The following is a 21,473-nucleotide window of genomic DNA, read 5'->3' on the forward strand; positions in this document are numbered from 1 at the left end:
CCCTTTGTTCCGCGTTATCCTCTAACCCTAATTGCAAAATCCATGCTTAAACAAAAAATACCTATAACACCGGGCGAATCATTTTTGGGTTAACTGAATTACCCTTTTAACAAATGTTGGGCCTGGATCAGTTTTATCGGTTTGGTATGTTGGATCTTTTTCAAGCCATAGAGGAGTATTTTTATAGTTAAGGTACTCATTATGGCCTATTACATAGTGAATAGTCGGATATTTTTTCTTTAAATAACACACCAGAAATGCATTCGCTTTCACTTGTTCTGGAGTTAAATCATCTTTTCCATCCACACCGCCAATATTTTCTATACCTATTGCATAATGGTTGAGACCAATAACATGACGGGCCATCCAGGTTTCAGGCATAAGCTGATAGATACTGCCATCTTTATCAACCACAAAATGACTTGAAACATTTAAATCCCCCGGCAAGTCACTTCGTCGTGGGGAATTGGAGGGTAACTTCGACGAATCAAATATCCGAAAAGTCACATCTAATGAAGGAATGCAGGTCCAATGGACTACGATCATTTGAGGCTCAATTTCAATTGATTGAGAATCAATCCCGTAATGAGTTAATTGATACTCACGTGTTAACGCAATACGCTCCTTGCCAAATTGAATTGGTTTTTGATGTATTACCTGAGGATCATGGCATGAGAACGCATACCCCAAGGTACTAATAAAAAAGGAGAGCAATGGAATAATTTTCATAATTTAAATTAGTGTCTGTTTAAAATGGTCCAACCTCTGCGCGGTGCTTCTTGTCTACGTCATCCAGTACATCTTAAGGATACCGCCTTCAAGCCTCGGTACGCAGGTGTTTGCGAATAATAGAAAAAATGAATCGTTAACAGTTCCTAGTGTATCACAAGAACTCATGATGAAATAATTGTAAATCTTAATTATATGAATACATTAGGACGTGTTTACAATTGAGCAAACAATTTACCGCTCATTTTACAAAATCAGTATTTTAGACTAAATAATAACCATGTACCTTCACTAAGAGCAATAATGAAAAAATGGACTGGATTGCTTATTTCCTTATTAATTCTGATTCTCATCGCTTATTACATAATGGGATTCATGGTAGAACGTACACTCAACAAAAATATTAATGCAATTCATAAAACATCTGTGGCAAGTATTTATCTGGATCAATACCAACGTGGCTGGTTCTCATCACGAGCGAATCTGGTACTCGAAATGCATGTACCCGCCCAACAAGTAAAAGATGAAAGTGGAATGACAAAAAACAATCCTCCTGTCGATTTGAATATTAAGTTTCCACTAATGGTTGACCACGGGCCATTTATCTTTACCGACTCAGGGCTGCGTTTTGGATTAGGGTACGTGACAACCAAACCACAAACTCGCTATGGTGCGTTAATCAGTTATTGTAACAATACGATTTTCAAATACTCACTACCTTCTATTCTTACCAAGGGCAAAACAGGGCCTCAGGATTATCAATTTGAATGGCTGGGTTTAACCGCCGAACTGAAAATATCACCGGATATTGAACAAGTTAAAGGTTATTGGAAGGCTTATGGATTCAATGGAGATGCCGCTAATGTTTCCTTTAAACTGGGCAAAGTGCTCAATGAATTTAAATTTTACTATACTGAAGGCTTGTGGATAGGCCAAACTCATTTATCAGTTCCTTATTTTACCCTGACTGCCGAGAATGCCAAAGTAGTTGAAATGGACGCATTTGACTTGAGTTTAGGCTCTGATATCAGCAATAAGTTATTAAACTACAACGCCGATATAAATCTTAAAAAATTAAGTATCAATAATAATACTTACGGCCCAGGTTCCTTCAAGTTAAGCATTAAAAATCTGGATCCGTCCGCAATGGCTGACATCAATAAATTGCAATGGAACATGCTGGAAAATAATCAACATCCAGAGTTAAATATGCTGGCTTTGCTTGCTGATTTGCCTAAACTGCTGTCTAAAGGATCGGAGCTTGATTTATCCGAGATGTATTTAACTGTACCGGATGGGACAATCACCGGCAGGCTAAATATAGTTTTGCCCCAAAGCGACATCAGTGATGCGGCACAAATCATGCAAAAAGCGCATGGAGAAGGGCAATTTAAAGCGCCCGCTGCTACTGTAAAAGCGCTCATCACCGCATCATTGGAAAGTAATTCATCTACTTATCAGGCACAATCCAATGGACAAACACAACCAACAACAACTCGAGATCCCGTACCTGAATCCTCAACTACTTCAGACCCAGTAAATGGCACAGTCAATCCCGAAGCCCAGGCAGACGCCATCATAAAGAACTATATTAATAAAGGCCTTTTAAAGGTGGAAGGGAATTATTATATTGTTGATATCAAGATTGAGAATCAACAGTTGTTTATTAATGGAAAACTATTTAGCCCAGAAATGCTGAACTGAGGTCATCGCGCCTTTCTGTTGATCAGTCGTTTATTGTTCATGAACTGCAGAGGAGCTCACCAAGGCAAAACCGGTGAGTTCTTCTGCTTATTTATGAGCCAGTTTCATAAAATGATCATAAATCGCTCGGCTGGCCTGGGCGATAGCACGACTTCGTGAATAATCACTGGCTGCCTGCGATTTCACATATACTGCGATGGCAATGTGTCCTTTATTATTAGGCAGTGTGATGATCCCAACGTCACTGGCAAAACGGAACAGTTTTTTAGAGCCAGGATATTTTAAATAGTCTTGTTCATCAATTGCCCAGGTTCCTGTCTTGTGCGCCACTTTGACATTACCAGGCAATAATCCTTTGATTCTGCTTCGTCCTGTTCTGCATTGTTCCATAATATTGATGAGTATTTGTGTGCTCGATTCAGACAGAGCTTCTTTTTTATAAAGCTTTACCAGCAATTTTGCCATTTCATCCGGTGTGGTCGTATCCCGTTTGTCATTCTCAAAACGCTTCCAAGCCAACATTTTATTCTTGAGAGGAATACTATTAAATATTTTTTTCCAGGAATAAACAGAACGAGGTGTTTCCATTAGCGAATGATCCACATGGTTCGTATCCATAAACATCTCGAGAATGGAACGATTTATTAGTATATTCTTGAATCCAAGTTCATACATGCGTTTCGTAACATATTCTGGACCATTCACAGTATGCAAAATGGTGTCGCTTGCGCTGTTATCACTATTAGCAAGCATATACTTTAGAATTTGCTGCATTGACATGCTGATTTTTTTTCGCTCACATGCATGATGCAACGCTCCGGAACCTGGCACGGCATTACTCAGTCCAAGCTTCACTATTCGATTTAGAGAGTCTTTTTTTTGGTCAACTCGGTGTAAAAAGGCCATCGCAATAGGTAACTTGATAGTACTTGCCATAAAAAAGCGTTTCGTACTATTGTGGGATACTACCTTATTTTTCTCTATATAGATGGCAGTGATCCCCATTATCGAATTCGATTTTTTCTCGATAGCAGCGATTTTTTTAGCTATTTCGGCATCACTATTGGATGCAAAACAAGTCAATGAACTCAAGACACAAGAAAAGAGACATAGAATGAAACTCATTCTTTTTAAACGTGTTCTCTTTGGCAAAGATAATTTTATGTCCATAAAATAATTTTATATCCCTTGTTCATAATGCATTTGAAACCGTCTCTGTTTAAATACCATTATTTAATAATTGCACTGATTTTAGTAGCTCTTTTCAGGATATATTTTTAGATCGGATTCTCTGTACATGGAAAGGCAAAAGTGACACTATGCCCTCGCTGTTTTTTAAATGATATAAGGGGCTGTTGACAGTTGCACTATAACCCAAGCCCTCTTTACTCATAACTCAACTCAAATAAATTACAGGAGGTATTCATGAAAAAATTCGTTCTTTCTTTAGGTCTCGGTCTTACTCTTGCAGTGAATGCTTTTGCAGACAATGTGCTCGACCAACTCAATTCGCACGTAGTCAAAATTCTAAGCCCCGTCCAAAATGAATCAACCACCGCACAGCTCGCATTCAAGGAAATAGAAACGACTCAGGAACATGCATCCAAAGTTGCCCTGAATTCATTTTATCAAAAAAAAGGCTCTCAAAATGTATTCGAATTAAAACTCGATAATCTCGCCTACAATTATGGAGATGGAACCAATCCTACTACTGTGATCAGAGGCTCACTTGGAGTTGATTTCACCAAACTACTGCCGCAGGATCAAATCAACACTATGATTCCCCTGGCAGTTCAGATAATAGAAACGCTCGCTAAAGAATACACTGAAGAAGAATATGGTGATGCAGCATCCATCAAAGCAGTAATCACGTCAACAAACAAAGACAGTGAAGACAATTACACCAGTCTCACTGCCTTAATTTCAGTTAAGATTGATCTCTCCAAGCTGCCCGAGGCAACCCTAAAAGAAGACATTATGCTCACTGATATGGTACTTTCATTGAACATCAACTTGAAGACCGGTCTCATCATTGATGCCTTCATAATCAGTAATCCAGAGTACAGTGGATTTAATAATGACGAACAAGGACTTAAAGAACTATTGGATCGACTACTCGCACGCGATGAAGCAGTCATGGAAGAAATTCAAAACATGGTTCAACGATTAGATGACATCGCCTCCATGATTGTTGAAAAAACCAATGATTTTAAATTTTCAGGTCTATTTGGTTCCCGCTCTAAACCCTCTTTATCCTGATTAAAGGGATAATTCCGAGCTGGGTCATTTTGGCCCAGCTTCATCTCATTAAAATATTAAGTCCATATAACAGCACTATTTTTTAACCTGTTTCCATAGAATAGTGTTTTAATACTTGATAATGTATCGTTCAGTCGACACTTCACTGATACATCTCGTAACTACTTCCTAAGAGAGCATGATGCTTTGGATCCTGGTTTCCCTCTTTTTTTGTTGGTTAATTTACCGCGAATTGAACGGTCACATGCCCGTTTTCAAACCTTATGTCACTGTATTATTGCTGTTAGCATTCGCATTTGCATGGGCACCTGTTCAACACTGGAGAACAGAACGACTATTGACTGCCATAGCCAGTCAATTAGCCGACAATCATCTCGTAAAGGTACATTGTAACACCTTGTTTGATACTCTATTCGATGAAGATCCCCGGGTAGGAGGCCATACGGATCCCAAAACAGGGCATATAGTCATTCAATACCCCAGGTGTTCGATTCTAATGGACTATCGTTCCCATCCGGATCATGCAAGTCCAGAAGAAATCATCAGCCTGAACATTCTGACTCACGAAAGCATGCATGCCCGTGGTGAGTACAATGAAGCCAAAACAGAATGTCAGGCCGTGCAAAGGAATTACCGAACAGCAAGGCTACTTGGTGTGCCAGAGCCCATCGCCAAAAAAAATGCCCTTGAGTACTATAAAAATCATTATTTGACCCGAAGTGATGGCTATTTTTCTAAAGAGTGCGCGCCTGGAAAAAGTATGGATGAGCACTTGAGTGATTCAATTTGGAATGAATAAACAAACTACGACATTCAGACGAACCCTCTTCAATCATAAAACGTGATGATCTGTTATGAATCAAGGTTACCCAGATATTAAGACAACCCTTGATGAATAGATCATCCTATTGAGGCAGATCGCATTGTTCATCACATTCTTTCAAATGGACACGCTCTAAAACATCGCTAATAATTTTCACCTTCGACAGATTACGACGAGTATTATCCGATAAAATCACTTGTGCCGAGGTCACTTGATTACCAGTGTACTGGAGAGCAATGCCTCCAATACCTAATTGATTCAGTTGGCGGTATTCCAGAACGTCTTTGTATTGCAAATAACGCCCAAAATAATAATCTTTAAAATCCGGACTATCCAAAGCAATATATCCATTCTTATTACTATCATAATCCTGGAGCTGTTTTAGCGAGCTCACAATATCCAGCTTATTATCATTGGGCACTACTTTTAAAAAAATCAGCGCGTCACCATCAATCAAGCTTTGAGGTGTGACAGTGCTATGCCTGCCGTCATAGTCAAAAGCAAGAACGGTAGAATTTAAAACCGGGCCTATATGATGAGCAGGCGATTGGTGGAGAAAAAAATAAATTACGCTGCCTAATATAAAAAAAAGCAAAATCCCTTTAAATCCCATGCTTGTCCTTAATAAAAAGATAAGTTCTTTGCCGCTCATGCTGTTAACATCATAATATACTACAGGGATATTTAAAATGATTCACCGATGAACGCTAATACAACTTTTTAATATAAAGGCGTGTTTGGATTTGCACTGCAAATCGCGAATCATCCAAATTTATGTGATTTGAATCTAATTCTTAAGTTTCGATAGAGTGCACTCGGCACAAAGACCTTTAATTTCTACAGTGCAATTGATAATTGAAAACTGAATGGCGTTAGCCGATTCAGTTACAGAAGTAAAATCGATAACGCATTCCAATTCTTTAACAAAATCACATTGATTACAGATAAGAAATTGGGACTGCCCCACGTGATGACCATGCAAACAGGCGACATAAGACTTAAGGCTGTCAATACAGTGAATAAATCCCTCCTGATGCCAAAACTGAATCGCACGATAGACTGTAGGCGGCTTGGGATTCTCAATTTCCAAAGACAAGCGCTGCAATATTTCGTAAGCTCCGAGGGGTTTTCTCTCATCAACCAATATTTTAAGAACGCGCTCTCTTGGCTCTGTAAATCGGTAACCATGGCTCATACAATGCTTATATGCTCTATCCAACAAATTATGTTTCATTAGCCATCTTTACGTTTAATCATTTGAACGCACTATTTTATCATAATTTCAATGAAAAATTATCAATTCAAGAAAACCATTGGGTTACATAAATTCAATATTGTGTCTAAAAATTATTTAATCTTACTTGCTCTTCAACAATTGAGTGTTATATTATAACACTTCTTTGGAGATTGATATGCACTTAAAGCGATCACGGTGCCCTTTAACATCGCTTTAATCATTTAAATAGAGGAAACCAATGTATTATTATAACTATAGATTCCATCTTTCTGATGATACCCAACTTCCCAATCCCCAAAAAATTGAACGAATTTTAACTGAAGCGCAAGAATTAGAGGTAGTGCGTATTGCAATCAATGTCACTGATACTAACAAAAGCATCAGTTTATTGAGTTCCTCCAAAGACCAAAAGGCCATTCAAAATCAGGTAAACCAACTTTTATTGGCAGAAGAAATCACCTTAAGTGAATTGTTCGAGTCAGAAGCCGTTTGGCATGAAAATAAAATAAAACATAAAGATCACACACATTCTCCACAAACATTACATTCCAAGCATTCTAAAAAACACGAGAAAAAGGCCAAGCAACCCCACGCCCATAATCACCACCACGGTCATCACCATGGGCATAGCCACGATCATGATCACCATGACAATCATTGGCTGAAAGCAACGTTGGGATTAATTTGGGGTATAGGATTACTTGCCCTCTCTATTGCAAGTTTTAATATACCAATGATGGCCTATTACGTCATAACCGGGCTTACTACACTAATGACCTTCTATTTAGGTCGCACTGTTTATCAATCAGCCTGGCATACCTTGCAGAGTTTAAATTGGGATACTACGACTTTATACGCTATAAGTACTTTGACCATTGTGGGCGTCTCTTTAGCCAGTATGTTTGTCCCCGGATTACCGATGATGTTTGAGGCAGCCCCATTAGTTTTAGGCTTTTGGCATTTAGGTGAAGGAATTGAGCATACCCTAATCGATAAAATCAATAAAAAACTGGATGTTCGCGATTGCGTGCCTCCATTCGTACAATTAAAAGGAGAAACGGATAAGGAAATTTCAGTCAAGCAATTAATTCCCAACGATATTATTACAGTGAAAAAGGGAGAGGTAATTCCCGTCGATGGTGTGTTAACACAGGATGCGCTTCTTTATACCACACGAGTCGATGGCTCCCCCAACCTCCGCACTTTTAAAGCCGGTGATGAAGTTAAATCAGGCATGCGCCTGGCAGACCATATTCCCTCATTGGAACTACGTGTTTCCAAAACCTATCAAAATTCTCATCTCTCATTAATCGCAAAAAATATCAGTAAAGCGAACCATGAGAAAGCACCGGTTGAGCTGTTTGCTGATCAAGTCATATACTATTTCATCCCTGGCTTACTCGGCGTTGCCCTGGTATCCGGCATTGTCATCGGAACATTATTTACCCCCGCGATTGCACTCCAATGCGTTATCTCTGTTCTTGTCAGCGCATGTCCCTGCGCTTTAAGCCTGATAACTCCCATGGCGGTTAAAATTGGTATGAAAAAAGCTTCTGAGCAAGGGATTCATTTTAAAAATGGAAAAGCCTTGCAAGCGACTTCAGATATAGACAGCATTGTTTTTGATCTGAATGGAACTCTTACCGAAGGCAAGATTGCTGTGGAGTCCTTGCGTATTTCCGATGAAACACTTTTGGGCCATGTCGCATTATTAGAAGCCGAATCCGATCACCCTGCAGCTAAAGTTATTAAATCGCATATCCATAGTCAAGGCATAGTCCCAGGTGAATCTTTAGAAATTACTTCCGTTGATAAAAGCCATCACTCCGGAATAAAAGGGATAATTAATGGTGAATCCTTCCTCATTGGTAATAAAGACATGCTCAGTGCCAATGGAATATCTCAATTCAACAAGCCTTTTGATAATCCTGACAACGGTTCTATTTATATTGTGCGTGGCAGTGCAGTAATCGGTCAAATTGCCTTAACCGACCCTTTGCGTCCAGATGCTATAGCAACAGTCAACCAGTTAAAACGCCTTGGCAAAACGGTACATATTTGTACCGGTGCCGACAGGGTAACAGCAGAGCGATATGCTACTTTGTTGGGGATCCCCAAAACGAATATTGCTGCGAATGCAGTCGGAGTGATGACTCATCCCAATGAACAATCAAAATCAGACTACATTCAAAAACTGCAGGCAACAGGCAAAAAAGTCGCGATGGTAGGTGATGCCGCGAATGATCTTACAGCGATTGCTTACTCTAACATAGGCATTGCAGTTCAATCCAGTATCGGTGATGCCGCTACGCAGCAACATGCTGGCATAGTAGTCCAACAAGGTGTCTTATTCCCTATTGCTTCAGCATTTGATGTGGCTAAAAAAACCAAAGATAATATTTTTCAAAACCTGTTTATAAGCCTGGCCTATAATTCAGGAATTACCGCGGTTGCAGCAGGATTGTTTGTTGCCGTAGGTTTTGCCTTGAACCCTGTTCTGGGTGTTGCATTGATGGTGCTTGAATCCACCATTGTATTGGCCAACTTATATCGTTTTAAGCATCAGAACATTGTGTCTGCAAAAGCCCATAATACAAAGGCATCTCCTGCATCTGATGATACCACTACGAACATTCTAAACAGTTTGAATTATCGATCGCGGCCCGATGCAAGTTTAACGAAACCACAAGAATCCAGTCCAATCCACGGTCAACCCGGAACCTTATTTGCCTTCACCCCGAGACGCCCTGCTAATGATAAAGGGGATGGAATCCATAAACCGCAGGCCTGTGGATTGCAATGATGAACCGAGTTCGAATATATCCAAAAACGCATCACATTGATAAAACTTGCAATTTAACAGCCCCTCAAATATTCTGAGGATCAAATAATAATACAGGGAGTCATTATGCCACGAGGTAACATATCAACAGATGAAGTTGGAAAAGCAGGAACATTACTTAGTCTGGCTAACATGCTCTTGGCACCACTCTACTGGGCAGATACTCGACTGGGTCTTTCAGCAACAATTCTCGGTACTGTCGCATTTCTTTATGGCGCTCATGAGATAGGTAAAAATCGTAGGCCAATAGAAAATGCAACCAACCGTGCAAATAGTTTTTTTGGCGCAAAAACGGGAGATCAGAGCACTGAAATGCATAATGCACTGGCGAATATTGCAGCGGGTGGGGCTGCGATGTTCGATGAAGTATTCCCCGAAAACAAAACAAAACCCAGATAATCTATCCAGATCGCAACATAAGGCAACAACGTCGATTGATTGAGCGATTAAGAGCCACTCTCCAATATAAGAAGGAAGTGGCTGCACCAGAAATTCGTTGAACAATGTTCACCACCGAAACCAGATATCCTGTCTACTGTCCTTTTAAATACGATATGATTATTCAGATTCGATACTGAATAGTGTCACATCCTGAACATCCTCCGTTCAGGAACAGGATGTTAAAGCAGCCATCATTCAATATTCTGAATAACCTGCGCTTCAATGACCGCTTCCAGACAGTATTATTTTTAACACACATGAATGAATGAGGAGCCTGTCCTCATAAACAGCTTATAGCTACCCGCCTCTATTTAAGTTGCATCTGAGTGCGTTGAGAGTCGTCCTGTTTTATTGCCTCTCGTTCTTCTCCTATTTCGCTTTTCCAGGTACTTGCAAAGGCTTTGGAAGCTTCGGTTTTGAGAGCAGATTTACTGGCATCATAGGCGTCAATTAAATCAACCAGATCATTATTATAGGTAGCCTTAATACTGCTCACTGGTGATTGAAAATCAGCTGCTATTTTGGCCGCCAAATCGATTGACGCCCGATGCTCAATTCCATCTTGCTTCACCGGTTGTATGATGATTCTGGGTTGTTCTCCAAATAACCATTTAGACAAGATACCCGGTTTATATACCTGAATTGTAGCTGATGCTTTCGCACTATCATCCGTTAAGGTTAGCGTACCTTCATAGCCTGTAAACACATTAAGCCATGAGCTGGGTTTATCCACAGAGGCCTTAACATCCGCACTAACGTGTGGAAATACACCTTTAGGATTCGCGGTAGACTGAAGCAATGAATCCAGTTTGATAAAAGTAGGGTCATCACCAAGAATGCTGGAATGAAATTCATACCCAGGGTTCATTTTTACGAAATTAAGCTCAAAAGGTTCTCGTTTAAGCTGATCATACATTTCCTGTAAAAAAGCCCTATCAAAATCTTGTCCATCATTACAACCCCTTACATTTTTAACTAGCGCCTCAAATGTCATTTTATTTTTTTCTGCAATACTGGGATTGTGCATATCGGTATGGAGCATTATGGCTTGAAACGATAGCAAATATGCGGCATCTGAATTAATGAATACCCCTGGATTTTGCTCACTAAAAGTTTGGCTAAAACTCTCAACTAACCTGCCGATTTTCTGAGCTTCCCCTGGCAATTTAAAGGCTTTTAAAAACGTTCTTAGACCCGTGATAAAACTCTGCCCTCCAAAGTCCAGCTTAGGAGTAAAAGCACTTAAAACAGCCTGACTTTCAGCATCTGGAAGACTCAGATAATCACCAACAGCCTCTAAATCCAGATTTTGTTTTTGTTTTATAAAGAACTCTGCGATTTCCTCTTCAACCTGAACCTCTTCCTCACCCACTAATAAATCTTTTATTTTTTGGATTCCATTTTTAGGCTTGGTGTTAAAGGCTTCAACAATTTCTCTCTGTGCGGTTGTTATTTTGGGATGCATACCTAAATCTCCTAACGGATTCATTCATCATAATTTTCCTAAATTAAAGACAAAGAATGAGACAAAAATAATCCATATGAATACATTATGACTTAAATGAATAAAAATAGGAAATTATAATTAAAATAGTACTTAATTCACACGAGATTGAAGAGCTCAGCCAACATACCTGATGTCACAGTGTTCTCAGAAAATCACTATACTGATCTTCATTAAAACCCAATGCAATTGTTTTGCCATTTTGGACCAAAACAGGTCGCTTAATCAGGGATGGATTGGCTATAATAAAATTAATTTTTTCCGATAAATTCAACGCCTCGAACTGCTCTTTGTATTTTCGGTAGGTCATTCCTTTTTTGTTTATAGGGAGTTCACCAGCATAATCACCCCACGATTCGATTTGTTCTTTTGTTGGTGGCGATTTTTTAAAATCAATAAACTCGTAATCAATTTTATTGTGTTCCAGGAATTTGCGAGCTTTTTTAACAGTATCGCAATTGGGTATTGCAAACATTAAAATCATTGGTGTCCGTAGTATTATTGTACGTTGGTATATCTTATCCGCATACTTCTGTATTGCAACGATTTTTTAATGCCTGCTCGTATGGCAAAAACAGATTTAAAGTATCAATCAATCTGAACTCACCACAGAGCAAACTGATTTCATCCATATGAAGGCAACTTACTCTTAGGGCATTTTGTTGTTACACTTAATCTGATTCGCCCAATGCATGTGCCTCATCATCAGAACAATGGACGTTATAATGAAGCGCCAACCAGCCTTTAAAATACATAACCTGACAAAAACTTACCAAATGGGTGAAGTACAAATCCATGCATTGCAGCAGGTTAATCTGGAATTATATCAAGGTGAATTAGTTGTTCTTTTAGGGCCTTCGGGCAGCGGTAAATCAACGCTGCTTAACATAATAGGAGGCCTTGATGTACCTACTTCAGGAGAAGTCATTTACAAAGATCACATCATCACGGCGTCAAGTGAACATGAGCTGACGCGATACCGACGTGAGCATATTGGATTTGTCTTTCAATTTTATAATTTAATTTCCAATTTAACAGCCTTGGAGAACGTATCAATCGTTACCGAGATTGCAGAGCGCCCCATGGACCCCCTGGAGGCAATCAAACTATTGGGTCTGGAGCATCGAATAGCACACTTCCCTTCCCAACTATCGGGAGGTGAACAGCAACGAGTGGCCATTGCCCGCGCCATAGCCAAACAACCCGATGTACTTCTCTGTGATGAACCCACAGGAGCCCTTGATTGTGAAACGGGCAAAATCGTATTGGAAACCCTTGAGATTGCGAATACAAAACTCAACACAACCGTAGTCATCATTACCCACAATTTAGTGATTGGTGAAATGGCGGACCGGATAATCCATATCGCGGATGGTCGAATCGCTGGAATTATCGAAAACAAAAACAAACGAAAAGCCGCTGATTTATCATGGTAAAGAGCTTAAATAAGAAATTATTTCGTGATTTATTCAAGCTTAAAGGCCAGGTTATTACCATTGCTTTGGTAGTATGTAGCGGGATTAGCGTTTTAATTTCATCATTTAGTACCTATCAATCGTTGTCCCAGGCGCAACAGACGTTTTACTCCGATTATCATTTTGCCCACGTATTTGCGAGTTTAAAACGAGCGCCTGTTTCCATGCAAAAAAGAATAGAAGAAATACCTGGCGTGTCTCAAGTGGAAACACGCATTGTTGAAGACGTCACTCTGGATTTGCCCTGGTTACAGGAACCAGCTATCGGGCGTTTTATATCCATACCCGACGCCAGACCATCTCATTTGAATCAGTTATTTTTACGCAAAGGACGTTTTCTTGAGGCTGGCAAGACGAATGAGATCCTGGTTAATGAAGGTTTTGCTGAAGCTCATTCAATAAAACCCGGGGATCACATTTACGCCTTGTTAAACGGTCATCGTCAACTTCTGCGCATTGTAGGCATCGTTTTATCTCCAGAATACGTTTATGCCATTCGTGGTGAAGATCTCCTCCCCGATAATAAACATTTTGGGGTTTTCTGGATGAACCACAAAGCACTCAGTGCTGCATTCGGAATGCAAGAAGGATTTAATGATATCAGTTTAACTTTGGCACCCAATGCATCAGAACAACTAGTGCGCAACAAGCTGGAACAATTATTCCTGGATTACGGCTTATCAATTACCTATCCCAGGAAAGAACAAGTATCGGATCGATTCGTTACCAATGAAATCAAGCAGCAAAAGATTATAGCCTCCGTTATTCCACCTATTTTCCTGATAGTTGCTTCATTTTTATTAAATTTAGTTACAGGAAGACTGGTACAAAACCAACGAGAACAAATCGCTTTATTAAAAGCACTCGGTTATACCAATACGTCAATCATCCTTTATTATGCAAAACTCGTTCTGGTTATTGTATTTTGTGGAGCCATACTGGGGATAAGCCTGGGAGCCTGGTTTGGTCAATTAATGACTCAGCTCTATGCTGAATACTTCCGATTTCCCATCTTCAATTATTCATTTTCAATACAAGCCGCAATTATAGGCGTTTTTGTCAGTTTATTTTCAGCGGGATCCGGAGCCTTAAGATCGATACATCAAGTGGTGAATCTCGCTCCAGCGGTAGCAATGCGTCCGCCGGCTCCACCTATCTATAGAACACTTCGCCTGGAGCAGATTGGTTTTATCTCTCGTTGTTCGGCAAGCGCGAAAATGTTTTACCGCCACACCTTCAGACATTTACTGCGAACTGTTATCACATCCGTTGGCATTGCTTTAGCAATGTCTATAGTCATCTTGGGACTCTTTTGGCAGGATGCCATTAACTATTTAATCAAAATTCAATTTTTGATGTCGCAGAAAAACGATGCAACCGTGTCATTCACCCAACAAGTACAAGATAATGTGCTCATTGAACTCAAACATATCAAAGGGATTCTCAATTCGGAAGGATATCGCCTGTCTCCAGCTTTATTAAGCCATCAAAACTATTCGGAACAAACGGCATTATATGGCATCCCATCCGACGCCAAATTAAAGGTTATTCTCGATGATCATGAAAATCCAATTTCCATCCCAGAGCATGCCTTGGTATTGAGCCAAGGTTTGGCTGAGCGATTGCATGCAGGATTGGGGGATTGGATTCACATCAACATGCTTGAAGGAAACAGAGCAAAAACCCGGCTTGAAGTTCAAGGAATAGTAAATGATTATGTAGGAATGTTCGCCTACACGAATATTCGATTAATGAATCGAATTCAGAATGAAGATCACCTGATAAATCGTGCCGGCATTTCTATTGATCCTCAGTACATGAATCAGTTATATAAGGAAATCAAGCAGATACCTAAAGTCAGTTCGATAACGTTTAATAATTCTATTGTGCAAACATTTAAAGAAACCTTTGCAAAACACATACTGGTTTTTACTTCAATATTAACCGGGTTTGCACTGGTTATCGCGATTGCTGTGGTTTATAACAATGCCATCATTATTCTGGCTGAGCGTTCTTGGGAATTGTCCACATTAAGAGTATTGGGTTTCACTGAGCAAGAAGTGTCTAAAATCCTCTTTTATACCATTATTTTGGAAGTACTTTTAGCGATACCTATGGGCATTCTCTTTGGATATTGGATTTCATGGTCTATATTAGAGTTAATGCAGACTGACTGGTTTAAAATTCCTTTTATAATAGAAGCAAAAACCTATGCAATATCCATAATTGTAGTAGTGGTTTCAAGCATCATCAGTATGTTGATTATTAAAAAACGAGTACAACAACTCAATTTAACTGCCGTATTGAAAGTAGGTGATTAGTGCCAGTACTTGATCCAAAAATGAAAAAATACCTAGGGGTTTTTATTGTATCAGCCTTATGTCTGGGCATTATTTTATGGTTCATCTTGCCAACACCAATCAAGGTGCAACTGGCTGAAGTGAGCTATGGTCCCTATTCAGAATACATCGAAGAAGATGCAAAGACGCGAGCGATAAAAATATACACGATAACCGCCCCGGTGATGGGAAAATTACTCCGAATCAACTACCTTGAAGGCGATTCGGTACACCAGAATGACATACTGGCAACCATTCTACCGGCCTTACCCTCTTTACTGGATGTGCGAGCCAAAGATCAACTGGAACAAGAGCTAGGCGCTGCCGAAGCCCAGTACGAGGAAGCGAAAGCCATTTTGGAACAAGCCAAAGCAGCATTAGATACAGCCCTTTCGGATTTTAACAGAAAAAAATCTTTAGTAGCGAAGGGATACGTCAGTCCAAGTGATATAGAACATACTGAATTAGAATACAAGCTGAAACAAAAAATCGTGCATGCCGCCGAACGAAAAGTGCATAGCGCCGAACATGATATTGAAAAAATTAAAGCGTCTTTAAGCGCAACAACAGAGAATCAAAAGTACTCTCAAGAGAAAGTTAACCTTCTTGCTCCCATTTCGGGAAAGATATTACGAATTAATCAAAAAAGTGAAAGTACCCTCAAAATAGGCACCAATATTATGGAGCTGGCTGACGTCACCCAACTGGAAATAGTAGCGGATGTCCTTAGTACCGATGCGGCTCAAATCCCCAATAAAGCAAAGGTATTAATTAAACGATGGGGCGGACCTAAAGATTTAACAGGGACTGTACGCACCGTTGAGCCAAGTGGCTATACTAAAATTTCCGCTCTGGGTGTCGAGGAACAACGAGTCAATGTCATTATCGATATTACCTCTCCTCACGAACAATGGAACAATCTTGGGGATGAGTTTCGGGTTGATGTCGATATTTTTATATACGAATCAGAAAAAGAATTGCTAGTGCCGATGAGTGCTTTATTTCGAGACTCTGAACAGTGGGCAGTATTCGTCGCTGAACATGGCAAAGCCATCAAACGAATAATTGAAATAAAACGGCATAATTTGGATGCTGCAATTGTGGCAAGCGGAATCAAGGAAGGAGAATACGTCGTGCTTTTTCCCGGAAACCTAATCAGTAATGGGGTGAGAATCAAAGAATAAGTAATGAACCCTGAAATTACCTTATTTCCCATAAACTTCCAACACGCCAAAATTCATGTTCCAACACCATAACCCGTTTGATCTCCAATTGAATAAAGGAATCATTTATCGACCTGGAACCTTTAGAACATTTCAGATTGATCTTAAAAAGGACAAAGGATAATATACTCTCACACCACACCAAAAGAGAGAACCATGTTTTCAAAAAAACAAAAAAGCGATTTCACCTCACAAGATTTTCATAAAATTCTTCAAAATTTTACTGCTCAAGAAGAATTGGTATCACGCCAGTTAAAAGATGGCTCTATGTCAAAAATCCAGGCCCAATCTGAACTACAACGCTTATCCAGCTTAAAGAGTTCGTATCGCGACAACATGCAGGCGGCCCTCGAAGAGGAGCAGCGCTCTTCTTATTCACCAAAATAACCGGATTTTCTGACTTGGAACACTCGTTGAATGAGTTAAAAACGTTTAACATGCACTGCGTTTATCTTTGATTCAACGATTTTCTTTGCCGTTCAAATTCTGGTGGCGAATTTAAAAACTTCTAAAAGTTTAGGTAATGCCTCTAAATTCCATTTGTATCAGCCTCAGTGGTGAATGTGGCATTTAGAGGATAAATAAATTTCAATCAGCGTCATTATAAACTCAAGGGTTATTGCATACAGAAGGTTGGATAGCTCCGTGTTCTAGCAAGAATGCGGTTATTTTTTCCATACTTTCCGTCTCATTAAAATTTGTTTTACAAAGATGCAACGGAGTATTATCGTGATTATCTTTTGCATTAATGTCGACGTGAGTATTCTCAATGAACCATTGCACTAAGGCTAAGTTACCCGATTTTACTGCATAATGCAGCACGCTAAACCCTTCTGAGTCAGTTAAATCGGTTCTGGCCCCGTGTGCAATAAGAGTTTGCACCGCAGAAAGCCTTCCCAACTCAGCAGCGAGCATCAAAGGTGTTCTTCCAAGGAAATCAAGAGGATCTTTATTGATACTCAATTTACAACATTCTTCAATAAGAGGCTGGTTCGAGTAACGGGCAGCATAATGTAAGGGTGAGCAACCCTTAATGTCAGTAAGGGTAGTTCCATCTTTAACCTGTAGTAAAAGAAGGGTACTTTCAAATTTATTGTTTAAAATTGCTGTATGTATGGGGTAGTGAGTATGATTATTCTTGATGTAAGCAAGCTCGCCATCGGTTGCCAATGTTTCTTTTATTAACTCATCAAAACCCTGAAGTGCCATCTGATGTAACACCGTATTACCATTATCATCTTGATGATTTAAAAACTGATTTCCTTTATCTTTTAATAGATTAAAAATATTGACTTTATTCTGCCTTAACTGAGCATCCTGAAGGACGGGTACAATGAGCGCACTAAACAATGGGTATTGATTTTGCTTATTAAGGATACGCGTATCCGCCCCCATAGAAAGCAAGATTTTTATGGTGTTTAAATGACCTTCAAGAGCGGCTAGATGTAATGGAGTTAAACCATCTATATTTTTATCATTTAATAAAGATTGTGGTGGATTTAAAGAGAACAGAACACGATCAAAACCCATTGATGCGAGGGCAGAAATAACACTTTCTCCATCCAGGAGCGGATTTGATTTCCCAATATCCTGCGTTGTTTCGGGTAAAATAAGATCCAGGTATAACTCTGTAACTTCTTGATATTGGTCAAACTGTTCCGTTTCATTTCCCGAGAAATCGATATCAGTTGACACGTGCTCATGAAACCATTGCTTTAAAAGTTCAAGATTATTTGAGAAGGATTGATCAGCATTGATTCCTATCTCGGAGCATAATAAATTAAAATTCATTGTTTAATATCCTTGAGTTAAATTTTAAATGATCTTTCTTCATTTTTAACATGTTCTTCATCTTTTTGCTGTTTCGGGGTATCCATTTGAGTTTTAAATTTACTCTTGAACTCTTTAAAGCTTTGAGCTGCCTTATCCTGATCAATTGCTCCATCTTTAGTGAGATAAGTTTTTCCACTCGATCCCCAATAACGGTGGGATGCAATAGCCTTCAACACGTGTTCTGATTTAGCCGAGCCAAAAAAATTACATCGTTCTTCTATGGACAATTTACTCATTTCATTTTCAATTCGGGTTGCTTTGGCGTTCATACCTACAGTGAAGAATCCAGCCTTCTCTTTAAATCCATTAATTACTTCTTTTACTTCTTGAGATGCTTTGTCCGCTTTTAACCTACTCACAGTAGTTTCTAATTCTTTTAAAATAGTGTCACGCTCACCGGAATTTGTCGCACTATTAATTTGTTTTTGCTTATCACGAATATAATCATTCATTACCTGATCATGTTCACTAAATTTTAATTTTTTAAGATCTGTAAAAACATTCTTAAACTCTGGATTATTAATCATAAACAATCGATCGACCGCCTCCCTTATGGGCATGCGTTCAGAAGGATCTGGTTTGATTAATCCTTTAATTAGTTCCTTGTAATCTGCCCCTTCTTTCGTCTTAAAAACATCACTATCAAAATTATAATGTGCCCCATCATCTCCATTAGCGCGCTTACCAGAGGTATAATAGTATAAATTTTTCCCCAAAATATAAGCATGAACAGAATCTGCACTTAATGTATACTCACCTAACTCGGGAGGACGAAACCCCGGTGTTGATAGCATTCCACTGTATTCATTTCCTGGTATCCCAGGGCGGTACTGTCCATCTTTATCTGTAAATAGAAAACTCTTGGTATCCGCAAGACGAATTTTATTCTCTTCATCGACCAACCAATTGGTGATTTTTGCATCAGGAAACATACATCCTGCTTCTTGAATTTCCAACAGAGTAGTTGACATTTGTTCAAAAATTTTACCGGTATTTTCTACCAATTCAGGCACAGTAGTGAGTTGTGCGCGTTGTTGATCAACACTGCCTCCTTTACAAAATTCAGTAACAAGAATTGTTCTCTGTATAGGATCCCCATCATAATCTTTACCTATAGCAGTCCTCTCTGCATCTATTGGAGCAAATTTATCTCCCAGTTTCTCTCGTAAATGAGATTCAATATTTCTGGGCATATTGAGGCGGTAATCTACTTTTAAAACGGATTCACTGCCATCTTTGAGTCGTGTAACTTTGAAGTTTTTAGAGTTACCTCCACCCAAAAAACTAATTTCATGATTTTTAAGAAATTGACGAAAAGCGTTTGCCTCTTCACTCTTATCAGCTGCTGGATAGAGTTCTTTGAGTTCAGTGTCTAAATCTGCTGCCCTACCTTTATTCAATACATCAAGATATGCTGCCCTGCCTTTATTCAATATATCAAGAAGTTGATTAATTTTCTCGGGAGACATATTGGCAATCACTTCAGTCAAAGAGGACGATTTTTTTGAAGAGCTAAACGAAGAAATTCCCAGACTTGTTCGTTGATATTGTATCTCTTTAAATAATGTATCATGAGCAGCTTGATAACCGGGAGAACCTGCTATTTGACTTGGTTTGTACTTATAATCTACCTCTTGTATTTTCTTTTGTATTTCTTTTAGAGTATCTATTTTACCGGAATCTTTGTCTTGTTGGTTATACTGGTCAATCAGTTGATTTATTTCCCTGGTGAATTTATCCATGCCACTACGAGGTAATGCACCATGTGCAAAATTAGAAAGACGTGGCATTGGCTTTGTGGGAGGAAGTTTAGGCTTCCTTTGAAGTAACTTGGAAAGCATAATAATCTTACCTAATAGTTTAGGGATATGATTAAATTATATACTCTAAGTTGTTTTTTTGTCTGAATTTTGTCAGTTTTGCCTATTCCTTTACATTTTAGATGGATGTAAGGGAACACGAATCGGATTATGAAGGCATAAAAGAAGGTCACCGAAGTAGCCGATAGAGGGTCACGATAGAGGGTCAGATCTTGCCCCTTTGCCTCTTGTGTGGTGTTGCTTGATAATTCTTCTGATAGATAAATCACCTCTCTTTAGTGGCACTTATTTTTACTATAAATACCGTATTTAATACGGTTTTTATTATGGACCAGCATATTTTACAATCAATTTAGTCATGTATTTCCTGGTTGAGTAGACACACGAAATACCAGATGCTTGTTCAATTATTTAAAATTCTTTGGAAATATAATATGCGTTTTTATTTTTTTAAATGCACACAAGATCACATTTTGACAAAATTAAGAGAGCTTGACCCGAATACGAGTTCGTTGGATTTGAGAGAAAGTAACATCGGCGACAGAACCGGAGCAGAACTCGTTGCAATGACGCAACTTTTCCCACAGGGCCTACGTTCGTTGGATTTGAGCTGGAATAGGCTTGGTTTGAAATCTGTGCAAGAAATTGTTGCAATCATAAAAGCTTTACCACAAGGTTTGATAACACTGGATTTTTCATTTAATCATATCGGCTCAAAAACCGACGATGAATTAATAGAGATTTTCAGTGCATTTAAAGAGACCTCCATCACAAAGATGAGAATTGAAAACAGCATCTCTCTAAGACCGGAAGTCTGGAAGCTGCTCAATGAAATATTGTTAAATAACAAACAAAAACATTCTCAAGCCGAACAATCACAAGAACCAAGCTTAATGGTATGACAGGCTTACAAAGGCTGATTAATTTGCCAGTCAAACAAAAGGCCCGCCGAATAAGGAGAGGCAAAAGACAGAGGGTCAGATCTTGCTATTTTATGGATTAAGGCAAAGAGCAAGATCTGACAAAAATTTTGGGCATATTTTAGGTAATTTTTAAGGCAAAAAAAACCACAAAAGACAATATAATCAAATAAAAGACGGACTAAGATCGTTGATATATAAGGGTTTCAGTTGGTCTTTGGTGGTCAGAAATAGTTTGAATAATTGGTGGAGGAGGGCGGCGGCTATTTAATAGCGAGGATAACTTATTGTTATTTAATAGATTTGAATTTATAAAAATTTTTG

General features: G+C 39.0%; 18 protein-coding genes. 10 read left to right on the top strand and 8 right to left on the bottom strand.

Features of this window, described 5'->3' with window-relative positions:
• Positions 1–78: 78 nt before the first annotated feature.
• Positions 79–729, bottom strand: a complete 651-nt coding sequence (locus G543_RS0115745; protein WP_028385377.1) for an N-acetylmuramoyl-L-alanine amidase — start codon at positions 727–729, stop codon at positions 79–81.
• Positions 730–1,032: 303 nt separating this feature from the next.
• Here G543_RS0115745 and G543_RS0115750 point away from each other — a divergent pair, with 303 nt between their 5' ends.
• Entirely contained in the window at positions 1,033–2,433 is a 1,401-nt protein-coding gene (locus G543_RS0115750; protein WP_028385378.1) for a YdgA family protein, read from the top strand.
• Positions 2,434–2,520: 87 nt separating this feature from the next.
• Here the strand turns inward: G543_RS0115750 and bla are convergent, their stop codons facing one another.
• Entirely contained in the window at positions 2,521–3,603 is a 1,083-nt protein-coding gene (bla, locus tag G543_RS0115755) for a class A beta-lactamase (RefSeq protein ID WP_051190750.1), read from the bottom strand.
• A gap of 255 nt (positions 3,604–3,858) precedes the next feature.
• Between bla and G543_RS0115760 the strand changes: the two genes are divergently transcribed.
• Positions 3,859–4,692 (top strand): hypothetical protein, encoded by an 834-nt coding sequence (locus tag G543_RS0115760; protein WP_028385380.1) that lies wholly within the window; start codon positions 3,859–3,861, stop codon positions 4,690–4,692.
• 244 nt (positions 4,693–4,936) lie between these two features.
• Positions 4,937–5,491: a hypothetical protein gene (locus tag G543_RS0115765; protein ID WP_238584719.1), complete on the top strand. Its 555-nt coding sequence runs from the start codon at positions 4,937–4,939 to the stop codon at positions 5,489–5,491.
• Positions 5,492–5,597: 106 nt separating this feature from the next.
• Here the strand turns inward: G543_RS0115765 and G543_RS0115770 are convergent, their stop codons facing one another.
• On the bottom strand, positions 5,598–6,167 hold the full coding sequence (locus G543_RS0115770) for a hypothetical protein (protein WP_133141324.1): 570 nt from the start codon (positions 6,165–6,167) through the stop codon (positions 5,598–5,600).
• Between the two features lie 135 nt (positions 6,168–6,302).
• Positions 6,303–6,749, bottom strand: coding sequence for a Fur family transcriptional regulator (locus G543_RS0115775; RefSeq protein ID WP_028385383.1), 447 nt, complete (start codon positions 6,747–6,749; stop codon positions 6,303–6,305).
• A 241-nt stretch (positions 6,750–6,990) separates the two neighbouring features.
• Between G543_RS0115775 and G543_RS0115780 the strand changes: the two genes are divergently transcribed.
• Positions 6,991–9,555 carry a heavy metal translocating P-type ATPase gene (locus G543_RS0115780; protein ID WP_028385384.1) on the top strand — a complete coding sequence of 855 codons (2,565 nt, stop codon included), beginning with the start codon at positions 6,991–6,993 and terminating at the stop codon, positions 9,553–9,555.
• 105 nt (positions 9,556–9,660) lie between these two features.
• The gene (locus tag G543_RS0115785) at positions 9,661–9,993 is read left to right on the top strand and encodes a hypothetical protein (protein WP_028385385.1); all 333 of its coding nucleotides are present in this window, start codon (positions 9,661–9,663) and stop codon (positions 9,991–9,993) included.
• 349 nt (positions 9,994–10,342) lie between these two features.
• Here the strand turns inward: G543_RS0115785 and ralF are convergent, their stop codons facing one another.
• Positions 10,343–11,524, bottom strand: coding sequence for a T4SS guanine nucleotide exchange effector RalF (ralF, locus tag G543_RS0115790; RefSeq protein ID WP_242602572.1), 1,182 nt, complete (start codon positions 11,522–11,524; stop codon positions 10,343–10,345).
• Positions 11,525–11,675: 151 nt separating this feature from the next.
• A complete protein-coding gene (locus G543_RS0115795) occupies positions 11,676–12,023 on the bottom strand; it encodes an arsenate reductase family protein (RefSeq protein ID WP_028385387.1) in 348 nt (115 codons plus the stop codon).
• Positions 12,024–12,264: 241 nt separating this feature from the next.
• Here G543_RS0115795 and G543_RS0115800 point away from each other — a divergent pair, with 241 nt between their 5' ends.
• The 4 genes from G543_RS0115800 (at position 12,265) to G543_RS0115815 (ending at position 16,963) form a co-directional block, all read left to right on the top strand.
• Positions 12,265–12,975 carry an ABC transporter ATP-binding protein gene (locus tag G543_RS0115800; protein WP_028385388.1) on the top strand — a complete coding sequence of 237 codons (711 nt, stop codon included), beginning with the start codon at positions 12,265–12,267 and terminating at the stop codon, positions 12,973–12,975.
• Positions 12,969–15,335, top strand: a complete 2,367-nt coding sequence (locus G543_RS0115805) for an ABC transporter permease (protein ID WP_028385389.1) — start codon at positions 12,969–12,971, stop codon at positions 15,333–15,335. The genes G543_RS0115800 and G543_RS0115805 overlap by 7 nt, the downstream gene beginning before the upstream one ends.
• Before the next feature lie 20 nt (positions 15,336–15,355).
• On the top strand, positions 15,356–16,537 hold the full coding sequence (locus tag G543_RS0115810; protein WP_115343576.1) for an efflux RND transporter periplasmic adaptor subunit: 1,182 nt from the start codon (positions 15,356–15,358) through the stop codon (positions 16,535–16,537).
• Positions 16,538–16,732: 195 nt separating this feature from the next.
• Complete coding sequence (locus tag G543_RS0115815; RefSeq protein ID WP_028385391.1) at positions 16,733–16,963, top strand: hypothetical protein; 231 nt, start codon at positions 16,733–16,735, stop codon at positions 16,961–16,963.
• A 222-nt stretch (positions 16,964–17,185) separates the two neighbouring features.
• On the opposite strand, the gene G543_RS0115820 is transcribed toward G543_RS0115815, so the two are convergent.
• On the bottom strand, positions 17,186–18,367 hold the full coding sequence (locus tag G543_RS0115820) for an ankyrin repeat domain-containing protein (protein ID WP_028385392.1): 1,182 nt from the start codon (positions 18,365–18,367) through the stop codon (positions 17,186–17,188).
• A 17-nt stretch (positions 18,368–18,384) separates the two neighbouring features.
• On the bottom strand, positions 18,385–20,250 hold the full coding sequence (locus G543_RS0115825; protein WP_081675697.1) for a protein kinase domain-containing protein: 1,866 nt from the start codon (positions 20,248–20,250) through the stop codon (positions 18,385–18,387).
• A 413-nt stretch (positions 20,251–20,663) separates the two neighbouring features.
• Between G543_RS0115825 and G543_RS0115830 the strand changes: the two genes are divergently transcribed.
• Positions 20,664–21,131, top strand: a complete 468-nt coding sequence (locus G543_RS0115830; protein ID WP_028385394.1) for a leucine-rich repeat domain-containing protein — start codon at positions 20,664–20,666, stop codon at positions 21,129–21,131.
• Positions 21,132–21,473: the final 342 nt, after the last annotated feature.

The organism is Legionella moravica DSM 19234, assembly GCF_000423305.1.
Taxonomy (GTDB): domain Bacteria; phylum Pseudomonadota; class Gammaproteobacteria; order Legionellales; family Legionellaceae; genus Legionella; species Legionella moravica.